We start from the raw sequence: 4031 nt of genomic DNA, 5'->3' as shown, positions 1-4031 counted from the left end.
CTCTTCCACCAAATTGTGGAGGAAATTTTATTGATGAAGGCGGTAGTAGTGCTAATTACTCTAATAATTCAGATTACGTAATCACTATTTGCCCAGATAATAGTGGCGATCAAGTAACCGTTACCTTTACATCGTTCAATACTGAAGCGAATTGGGATGCTTTATATGTTTATGATGGAGATTCTACTTCAGCACCGCAAATAGCAAGTACAAATGGTGCTGGAAATGTTCCAGGTGGTCTTCCTGGTGGTTTTTGGGGCACAACAATCCCAGGGCCTTTTACTGCATCTGGACCAACTGGTTGTTTAACGTTTCGTTTCAGAAGCGACTCCTCTGGCACAAGAGCTGGATGGACAGCTAATGTTACTTGTGCTCCTGCGCCTACATGTTTAAAACCAACAGGAATTAGTATAACTAATATTACAACTACAAGTGCTCAAATTGCATGGACAGATAATACAGGGGCTTCTCTTTGGGAAATTGAATATGGCCCAACAGGATTCACCCCTGGAACTGGGACAGTTGTTCAAACAGCAACAATCCCTACTACTATAAACAATTTAGCAACAGGTTCTGGATTTCAAGTTTATGTTAGAGCCATCTGTTCTCCTACAGATAGTAGTGCTTGGGAAGGTCCTAGCTCTTTTAGCACCTCACCTGATTATTGTGGCGGAGATGCTTTTTATGACAATGGGGGGCTTTCTGCAAATTACACAAACAATGCAAATGACATTTTTACAATTTGTCCAGATAACCCAGGTGATCAGGTAACTGTCACTTTTACATCTTTCAATACAGAAGCAAACTGGGATGCATTATACATATATGATGGCGACTCAACATCTGCTCCACAAATTGCAAGTACAAATGGTGCTGGAAATGTTCCTGGTGGCGTAACTGGTGGTTTTTGGGGTACAACAATACCTGGTCCTTTTACCGCATCAGGTCCTTCTGGTTGTTTAACTTTCCAGTTTAGAAGTGATACTTCTGGAACCAGAACAGGATGGGTTGCTAATGTAACTTGTGCTCCCGCTCCTACTTGTTTAAAACCAACAGGAATTACAATCAATAACATTACAACTACTGAAGCTCAAATCAATTGGACTGATAATACTGGTGCGTCACAATGGGAAATAGAATATGGTCCAGTAGGTTTTACTCCAGGTACTGGAAATATAGTTGCTGCTCCAACAAATCCTTTCACTTTAACAAATTTAATTGCAGGAACTAGTTATGAGGTTTATGTTCGCGCTGTTTGTTCTCCAACAGATAGTAGCGCATGGACAGGTCCTAATGCATTTAATACAACTATCTGTGACCCATCTAGTCAATGTTTGTATAGTTTTGTTTTAACAGATAGTTATGGTGACGGATGGAATAACAATACCATGAACGTAACTCAAAATGGAATTTTGGTAGGTGTTCTAGGCCCTGGTTTTACAGGTTCTGGACCTACAACGGTACAATTTCCAATATGTGACGGAGTTCCTTTTGAATTATTCTGGAACTCTGGAGGATCATTTGCCTATGAAGTAGGAATACAAGTTATAGATCCTTTTGGAGATATTTTATATACTCATGCACCAGGAACTGGAATGCAAAACACATTATTATATAGTGACGCAGGACAGTGTACCCCTCCTTCATGTTTAAAACCAACTGATGTTTCTGTTGTGGTATCAGAAGGAGATTCAGCAATTGTAACATGGACAGAAAATAATCCAGGTGTTTCAAGTTGGCAAATCGTAGTGCAATCAGTTGGATCTGGTTATCCAAATGCTTCTTCAGTAATTATACCAGCTAATACAAACCCATTTACTATTACCGGTTTAAACCCTTCAACAGAATATGAATTTTATGTAGCTTCAGATTGTGGTGCTGTAGATGGTGTAAGTAATTGGGCTGGTCCAGTACTATTTTCAACTCAACTAATTAATTGTTCAAACAACGACTTAACTCCTGTTTTAGTTGGTGATATTCAAGCACTAAGTGATTGTTGCTATCGTATAACTGAAAATGTAACAAATCAAGCTGGTGCAGTTTGGTATGACAACGTCATTAATTTAAATACTGATTTTCAAATCATCTTCGAATCTAGTTTTGGAGCAAATGATAGTGGTGCAGACGGAATCGTATTTGTTTTAAAACAAAATCCAAATAGTGAAATAGGAATTTCTGGTAGTGGATTAGGTTATGAAGGAATAAATAACTCTTTGGCAGTTGAATTTGACACTTATGATAATGGATTTAATGGAGATTTAGCAGTTGATCATGCTGCACTATTAGCCAATGGAAATACCGATCACAATAATGCTAACAACTTAGTAGGTCCTGTAGCTATCTCTGCTACTTCTTCTAATGTTGAGGATGGAGCTAGTCATGAAGTTAAAATTTTATGGGAAGCTGCCACTCAAACTTTAAAAGTTATTTTTGATTGTGAAGAAAGAATTTCATACACAGGAGATATAGTTACTAACTTCTTTAGTGGTAATCCTAATGTTTATTTTGGTTTTACTGGCTCAACTGGTGCATTAACTAATAGACAAGAACTATGTTTTAAATATTTATCATTTACAAACCCTTATAATTTGGCAGACAGAACAATTTGTGCTGCTTCATCAATTACAGATATTGATGCTAGCTATTCTGGTGCTTCTAGCTATTTATGGTCTCCATCTGAAGGGGTAAGTGATACCACAATCCCTAATCCTGTATTTACTCCTACAAGCAACACAACCTATAGTGTTGTAATTACAGATGCATGTGGTTTTACCATCGAAGAAAGTTTCTCTGTAGAAGTTTTAGATCCTGTTACGGCTTCTGTTACGGCTAATGCAACTTCAGTTTGTACTGGAGAAGATGCTTCATTCACAATAACTGGTGATCCAAATGCGACTGTTGAATATGATATAAACGGAAATATTGATTCTATTGTTTTGGATACCAATGGAAATGGAATTATAACAACTCCTACTACTACTGTTAATCAAACTATTACCTTAACAAATGTTACAACAAGCGCAACCGTTCTCACGCATCATGCTATTAACGCAACTGGTGGTGTTGATCCAAATAATGCTTTAGGTAATATTGAGACTTCTGGAACAATTGCTAACAATACTAATGCTGCTCAAATAAACGTAACTAATCCGTTATTAATTTTAGAATTAGATGATTTAGTTCCAGCTGGTACTTCTATAATTATAAGTGCTGCAAAAATTGATGCTAATGGCGAAATTACTGTAAGCGATGGTAATACTAGTTTAACTTTAAATAGTGGTACATTATCAGAGCTAAATCAAACAGTGTTTACAACTAATATTGCGACTAATTCAATTACAATACAGTATACCGCAGGAAGTTATTGGATTGATGGTGTGTCTTACGATTTTATTTTTAGTGGTTGTAGTAGTACTTTAAATGAAAGCGCTGTTGTTACGGTAAACGCATTAACAACTGCTACTTTTGATACTATAACATTATGCGAAGATTCTTTAAATACTACTTTCCCTCTAAATTCAATAGAAGGATACACAGGACAATGGGAATTCTCAGGAAATGCAGTTACAGCAATTGATACAAACGTTTCTAGTGGAAATTACCAATATGATTTTATTCCAGATGCAGGCCAATGTGCTAGTAATGGAACATTAACAGTAATTATCGAACCTAGAACCGAACCTACTTTTGGAACTCTAGCAGATGTTTGCTCAGGTTCTTCATCGACCACGTTGCCATCTTCATCATTAGAGGGTTATACTGGTAGTTGGTCACCTTCTACGATAAACACTTCAGTTGCTGGAGTTAGTACTTATACCTTTACACCGGATGCTCAGTTTTGTGCTACTAGTACAACTCTTGATGTTATCGTTATCGGTTGTACGATTCAAAAAGGGATTTCTCCGAATGCAGATGGTATGAATGACAACTTTGATTTATCTAGTTTTAATGTGAGTAAATTAGAGATTTTCAATCGTTATGGTAAAGAGGTTTATAGTAAATCGGGATATGAAGATGAGTGGTATGGACAG

General features: G+C 36.9%; 1 protein-coding gene. It reads left to right on the top strand.

Annotated elements, in window-relative coordinates; translation table 11 throughout:
- Positions 1-4031 (top strand): fibronectin type III domain-containing protein (locus tag CX675_RS16660; RefSeq protein WP_205728645.1); only part of this gene is annotated, 4031 nt, incomplete at both ends.

Source organism: Flavobacterium sp. J27, from assembly GCF_004303025.1.
GTDB lineage: Bacteria > Bacteroidota > Bacteroidia > Flavobacteriales > Flavobacteriaceae > Flavobacterium.
The sequence above is the reverse complement of the archived record's forward strand: the minus strand, read 5'-3'. Positions and strand labels throughout refer to the sequence as shown.